8 protein-coding genes and 1 pseudogene are annotated in these 6182 nt (G+C 60.3%); 3 read left to right on the top strand and 6 right to left on the bottom strand.

Features of this window, described 5'->3' with window-relative positions:
* The 3 genes from LPJGGPFB_RS23020 to copM form a co-directional block, all read left to right on the top strand.
* The coding region (locus LPJGGPFB_RS23020) for a beta-barrel domain-containing protein (RefSeq protein ID WP_486599035.1) at window positions 1–197 on the top strand (197 nt) is incomplete at its 5' end.
* A 175-nt stretch (window positions 198–372) separates the two neighbouring features.
* Window positions 373–873, top strand: coding sequence for a type II TA system antitoxin MqsA family protein (locus LPJGGPFB_RS23015; protein ID WP_209792446.1), 501 nt, complete (start codon window positions 373–375; stop codon window positions 871–873).
* Between the two features lie 547 nt (window positions 874–1420).
* Window positions 1421–1846, top strand: coding sequence for a CopM family metallochaperone (copM, locus tag LPJGGPFB_RS23010; RefSeq protein WP_173422191.1), 426 nt, complete (start codon window positions 1421–1423; stop codon window positions 1844–1846).
* Between the two features lie 77 nt (window positions 1847–1923).
* On the opposite strand, the gene LPJGGPFB_RS23005 is transcribed toward copM, so the two are convergent.
* The 6 genes and pseudogenes from LPJGGPFB_RS23005 to LPJGGPFB_RS22975 form a co-directional block, all read right to left on the bottom strand.
* Window positions 1924–3261 carry a GAF domain-containing protein gene (locus tag LPJGGPFB_RS23005; RefSeq protein WP_173422190.1) on the bottom strand — a complete coding sequence of 446 codons (1338 nt, stop codon included), beginning with the start codon at window positions 3259–3261 and terminating at the stop codon, window positions 1924–1926.
* Entirely contained in the window at window positions 3258–3953 is a 696-nt protein-coding gene (locus LPJGGPFB_RS33165) for a BON domain-containing protein (protein WP_234902962.1), read from the bottom strand. The genes LPJGGPFB_RS23005 and LPJGGPFB_RS33165 overlap by 4 nt, the downstream gene beginning before the upstream one ends.
* Window positions 3954–4334: 381 nt before the next feature.
* A pseudogene (locus LPJGGPFB_RS32890) lies at window positions 4335–4607 on the bottom strand (universal stress protein); the annotation flags it as partial.
* Window positions 4608–4629: 22 nt separating this feature from the next.
* A complete protein-coding gene (locus LPJGGPFB_RS22985; RefSeq protein ID WP_173422189.1) occupies window positions 4630–5256 on the bottom strand; it encodes a TSUP family transporter in 627 nt (208 codons plus the stop codon).
* 56 nt (window positions 5257–5312) lie between these two features.
* Window positions 5313–5747, bottom strand: coding sequence for a YeeE/YedE family protein (locus tag LPJGGPFB_RS22980; protein ID WP_173422188.1), 435 nt, complete (start codon window positions 5745–5747; stop codon window positions 5313–5315).
* Entirely contained in the window at window positions 5747–6178 is a 432-nt protein-coding gene (locus tag LPJGGPFB_RS22975) for a YeeE/YedE family protein (protein WP_173422187.1), read from the bottom strand. The genes LPJGGPFB_RS22980 and LPJGGPFB_RS22975 overlap by 1 nt, the downstream gene beginning before the upstream one ends.
* Window positions 6179–6182 lie beyond the last annotated feature (4 nt).

The following is a 6182-nucleotide window of genomic DNA, read 5'->3' as shown; positions in this document are numbered from 1 at the left end:
CGCTCGACCGCAACACCGGACAACCCTTCTATCTCGCAACCGTCGAGATCACCGAACCGCTCGACAAGCTCGGCGGCCGCAAGCTCATGCCCGGAATGCCCGTCGAAGTGTTCGTCCAGACCGATGAGAGAACCGCGATCTCGTACCTCACAAAACCATTCTCCGACCAGATGCTCAGAGCCTTCCGCGAGGAATGAGGGGGAGACGGTCGGTAAGGGCTAAATGATAGCGGCAGGAGCTATCGTTTGGTGAACCGGCACCGGATGAGCAGATACGCTTTTTCGCTTCGGCGGTCGTGTCGCTTGGCTAGTCGCTCTTTGGGCCATGCGAAGGGGCGCATCTCCATCCGGTCCACACAGGGGGGAGCCGTTAATGCAGTTGGGCCAAATTGACGAGATCGCCAACACTGGCGCTCGTCGCCGCAGACATACATCGCTCGGAGGCTTTAGGATGACATGCCCATACTGCGGAAGAGGCACGCTCGTCAGAGATACGCGCGATGTTCCCTATGTCTACAGAGGGGAGGGCATTCTTATCGAAAAGGTGGCGGGCCGATTTTGCGATGAATGCAATGAAGTGGTTCCAGATGACACGGACGGGAGGCGGATCATCAAGGCGATGCTCGACCTCAAGAAGAAGGTGGATACAGAGAAAGTCGATCCGCGATTCATTACGACTGTTCGAGAGAAACTACATCTCGGCCAGAAGGAGGCGGAAGAGTTGTTCGGCGGCGGGATCAATTCATTCTCGCGGTACGAAACCGGGGAGTCAAAGCCGCCGCTGTCTCTCGTTAAACTGTTCTGCATCCTCCACCGTCACCCGGAACTGCTTATCGAGGTTCGCAGTGGGTGCCCCACATTACCCGAGGAATAAAGACCGACAAAACTCGGCACCGTTCAATGTGCGGCGTTTGACGCGCCGGAGATGAGCGTGGTGGATATTACGGCATAGTTGTCCGTGGCGATGAAAAATGTCCGCTGCCTTCGGCACGGCCGCGCTCTCTGGGAACATTTTCGTGTCAAATTCGTTTTGAGGCAAATGGGAATCTGCCTCCATGCCAGCTTGGAGCATTATCTACCGCTTGGTTAAAGTCCCGGCCCTGTGCATCATGGTGGTAACCCTCCATGTTGGCGACGTCACTGGCGGCGGCAATAAATCTCCCGTTGTCCAGCGGTCACGCAAGCAGCCCACGGTTTTGGATCGGCATCTGATCACGATGCTTGCTGTAGCGGTACATGGTGTTGTCCCGTTCTACAGGCGATGCCGTGTGCCGCCCCGCTCACCTCTATCGTTCAGCAGCCAACGGTTTATCTCGACCATCCGCGTCCCTTCTTAATCGTAGGCGGGGTCGACCCGCCTCCGAAGTCGTCAGCCTCCTGAGATGAAGCACGATTGACGTCCAAACCAATAGGAGAATCCAATGAAAACCGTCCTAAAGTTCGCGCTTGCCGCAGCGGTCGTACCTTTCTTTGCCCTTTCAACCGGCACTAACGTGGCAGCTCAGATGCCGATGCCGGACGCGTGCAAGGCGGAAGCTTCCGCCATGAAAGGCATGGGTATGTCGGGTGGGATGCAAATGGGCCAAATGGCAGATCACCAGAAAGCGACAATGGAAAGCATGCAGCAAATGCACCCGGCAATGATGCAGGCAATGATGGCAACGGATCCTGACGTCGCTTTTGTCTGCGGCATGATTGCCCACCACATGGGCGCGATCAGCATGTCGGAGGTTGAGTTGAAGTATGGTGACGACCAACAAGCCAAGTCTATGGCGCAGAAGATTATCGAAGCGCAGAAGAAGGAGATCGAGGAAATGACCACCTGGGTGAACGATCACGCCAAGTGATGCTCCGACTTCAGACGAAAGGACAATAGGCGCGCATCAGCATCCGTCGCCGGAGATGAGCCTGCATCCTACCGCGTTTACTTGATATTGAACTGAAGGTCTGGCGTACCATTGACCAACAGCCTGACCTGGCCCCGGCCTGCGTGAATAAGCCTGATCGGAAGGTTTCTTTCGTCCATGCGTCGACGCAGGAGCAATAGCCTCGTTTCGAGATTGTCCTTGATCTCGGGAAGGCGAAGGTTTGCTGCGGCGCGAATTTCACGGTTGGTGAACTCGCTGCGGCCCTCGCTCACGTAAAGGTCCAACATGTAGGCGAGAAGCCGCCCGGCGACGCCCTTTAGGACATAGAGGTTGTCGACAAAGACGCTGTCGTCGAATGCGTGATGCGCGACCTGTATCACGCGGCCGCCAACCGCTCCGTTCACCGGGCGGAGTTTAGCTGGCCGCGCCTGCGAGGCAAGCGCCTCGCACAGGGCAAGCGCGAGCGCGCCCTGTGCAGCAATGATTTCAAGCGCCAGCTCATGGTTCTTGCCGAAGGCGAGCCGTTCTCGGCTTTCCACAAAAAGCACGCCCAGCAACGTCCCTTGAGCGCGAAGCGGTACGGCCATCTGGCTCATTGCATCCGCCAAGGCGGGCAATGCGATCGTCCGGGTGCGGTTCTCGTCGCCGGCTGCCGCTGCCCCGATAGCGGCGCCCATTCGACGGATCCGGCTCATGTCGCTCACCTTGACGGGGCGACCAGTGAGAGCTGCCGTACCGATCAGCCCATCGCCAAACGCGATCTCAGAGCCAACGCCGGACCGGTCGTAGCCCCGGCTGGCGACAGTGGCAAGCGGGCCGCGAGCCGGGTCGCCGAGGAGCAGGATGGCGTGGTCGAACCCAAGTTCCCCGCAGCCCACAAGCAAGGCACTGATGGCGCCTTCCGTATCACCCTGTTCGGCGATGGCTCTCGCCATGCGTCCCGCCGCCTCGAGATCCGGCACCTTCGCACCGACCGGTGCTTCCTCGGTGGAAAAAGGCGAGGGGACGGCCGCAATCGAATCGACCCGGAAGATGTCGATGGCCCTGAGGCGCATGACCCCGGCCATGCCCACCTGCGCGCTGCTGGCAAGTAACTGGTTCTCGACATGGGCGAAGAACGGGCCGTTGTCTTCGGATGCTACCCAGGTGGCGTCGAGACGGTATTGTTTACCGTTGCGCCCGTTAACCAGTTGCAGCGACACATGCGGATTGGCGCGGATATTTGCGGCAGTCTTCGCGAAGAACTGATTGGAGATGGCGATATGATCGTCGTCAACCAGCGCGACGTGCGAGAGGTAGGATATATTGGGTGTGCCGTCCGCCGCTGCCGTTGCGATGATGGATGGAATGACGCCTTCGAAGCAGTCGTCGAGGTCACGGAGCCGTATCATCATGTCGCTGTGCGGACCGCGGTTCCCGCCTTGGGGCCGGGGGTTTGGACATAGAGTTCGCGCACGTTCAGACTTGCCACTATCGGTTCGCGGTCCACCAGCCACGGCCGCACCAGCTCGGCTGCGAGCCCGAGCTCGGAGAACATGTCCAGCACGGCCGCGCGATAGAGCGCCGAACGCTCTAGATCCTGCGGCCCTGCCGCGCGCAGCGTGACGCTGCCTTTGATCTGGTAGGACACATAGTCCGAGGGGCGGGCAAAGGTGATCGCGGCTTGTCCGTTGGCGATGAGGTTGGCGGCCGTCTCCGGCCATTGCCAGGCCGACAAGACGACCTCCGCGCAATCCTCGCGCAACGCGCGCGCGCCCAGCCCCCTGCCGATCGAGGGGCGGTTTGCCGCGTCCCGCGTTCCGACGATGATCATGACGGGGCTTGCGATGAAGTGCTTTATCTCGTCGGTCAGCTGCACCGTCTTCTTGTGCTCCGGTAGCCGAACTTCAACTTCCTCCGCGATTGCGTGCACACCCTTGACCCGTTGGGTGATGCTCTCTGCGGCATGTTTCTCCGCGTAGCTGTGGACATGGCCCGTCAATGTGACGACCCCTTTCTCGACCGCTACTCCGATATTTGCCGCGTCGATACTGGGTTCGTATTCGAGTTCATCCAGGATGTCCTGGCGCAAGCGACTGTCACTCATCGTTGCCTCCTCTGGAGATCAGAGCCCAAGGGCTGATGTCCCTACTATCGCGGCTTTTCGAGAAGCAGTCTTTGAGGCGCATCAAGGCAACGCAGCCAAGCGTGGCTCTTGGCCAAGAATGGCGAGACGGTAGTGCGTATGGTCAGGGCTGCTCAAAGCGGCGCGCGATTGCGACACATCATCGATGCAATGCCGATTATCGCTCTGCGCCGCACGGCTTCCCCTTAAGAGTGTGCAAGACAGATGAAGCGGGGAGAGAGGGGCGAGCTCCATTGCCGGAGACAATAGCGGTGTCGGTATCGAGTAGCCGGCTTGACCCGGCCGATGGTCAGTGCCGGTAGTTGGAACGTTTCGCTTGGCAGATACCTACGTTCATCCGGTTCAGCGCACCAACAACACCGGAACAACCGTGTTTTCGATCATCACTTTGGTTACGCCTCCAAATATCCTTTCGCGTATGCGCGAGTGCCCATAAGCACCCATCACAATCAACTCGGCAGAGGTGTCCGGCGCATGCTGGTTGAGCACTGCAGCAACTACGGCCGCAGTTGGGGAGCCTGTCAACGGCACCGTTATGCCGCGGCGCGCAAGATAAACGGCTACATTAGCTCCAGGTTCTTCGCCATTCTCTGCTGTAGTTGCCTTTGGATCGATCCTGGGGCGTCCGTTACCGATGTCACCGGAGCTGAAGATAGCTTTTGTAGAGCATGTATCCGGCGACCACGATGATCAGCGTTGCGAAGGCGATGTTCAGCGCTCCCTTTCTTGCGGCGAGCTTGCGAGCGACAACTCCGCCAACGAGCCCGCCGATCGCACCACCTGCGATGAAGACGGTCGCCAAAGCCCAGTCGACCAAACCTGAAAATGCATAGTTCAATGCCGTCGTCAGCCCGAATGCGGTGACGGCGACAAGAGAGGATCCGATGGCCACCAGGATTGGCATGCCGGTCGAGGCGATGAGCCCCGGAACAATCAGAAAGCCGCCGCCTATGCCAAAGAAGCCGGAAAAGATGCCCGTGAGGCCACCGAATATGACCACCTTCGGCGCGTTCTCGCGCGAGCACTGCGCTCCGGGATTGCCTTCGGCGCCACGGCGGGCGTGCCCGACGACATTCGCCAAGGCATTGGCGGCGACAGCAAAGGCGCTGGTTCCGATCGCGAGATGTGGGTTGGGAACCCCCACGATGTAGACCATCAGCGGGACGGCCAGAATGGAGCCGCCACCGCCGAACAGGCCGAGGGTAAAGCCCACGAGGCCGCCGGAAAGCGCGCCAAGGGCGTATTGTATGGGTTCCAGATACATATCGATATCTTGCCGGGTTCTCGTCGTTCAACGAAATGGTGGGGGGCAGCCGACCATCATCGCGTCGCCCATGCGGGGCGGCCGAGGGTCAAGCGGTAGACGATCATGCCTGCGAGCATGGCTGCCACGAACAGGCCGGCCTCCCAACGGCCAGTCGTCAACGCTGCAATCGCCGGACCGGGACATAGGCCGACCAGTCCCCATCCGATCCCGAACAAGGCGGCGCCGACGACGAGGCGACCGTCGGGGCGGCCCGGGGCCGGAACATGGAACCGATCGTCGAGCAGCGGCGCTCGCCGGCGGTTGCGAATGAGGTAGGCGAGCGATGACGGTATCAGCGCGCCGCCCATAACGAAGGCAAGCGACGGATCCCAGTTACCCGCGACGTCGAGAAAGGCGAGCACGCGCGCGGGGTTGATCATGTCGGAAATAACGAGGCCGGCACCGAACAGGATTCCGCAGGCGATTGCTGCAAGGGTTCTGGCAAGCATCAGACAGCACCTCCCGATACCAGGCGCATGATAAAGACCGTGAGGGCGGCAACTGTCATGAAGGTCAAGGTTGCGAAGACCGATCTAAGCGACAAGCGGGCCATTCCGCAGATCCCGTGGCCGCTGGTGCAGCCCGAACCGAGGCGCGTGCCGAAGCCGACGAGCAGACCGGCGATGACCAGAAGCGGAATAGACGAGGTGACTGTTATGTCCGGTTGGCGGATGAGAGCCGAGGCGACGGCCGCGCCGCCAAGAATGCCTGCGAGAAACCCGAAGCCGAGCTTGCTGAACCCGCCGTCCGTCAAGCCGGCCGCCGATGCGGCAAGGCCGGAGATGCCGGCGATGCGCCCGGTCGACAGGAGATACAACCCCGCAGAAAGGCCGATGAGGAGGCCACCTGCGAGCGGCCAGAGAAAATTGACGTCGTTCATGTCG

Source organism: Ensifer adhaerens (assembly GCF_013283195.1).
In the GTDB taxonomy this organism is placed as follows: Bacteria; Pseudomonadota; Alphaproteobacteria; order Rhizobiales; family Rhizobiaceae; genus Ensifer; species Ensifer adhaerens_G.
The sequence above is the reverse complement of the archived record's forward strand: the minus strand, read 5'-3'. Positions and strand labels throughout refer to the sequence as shown.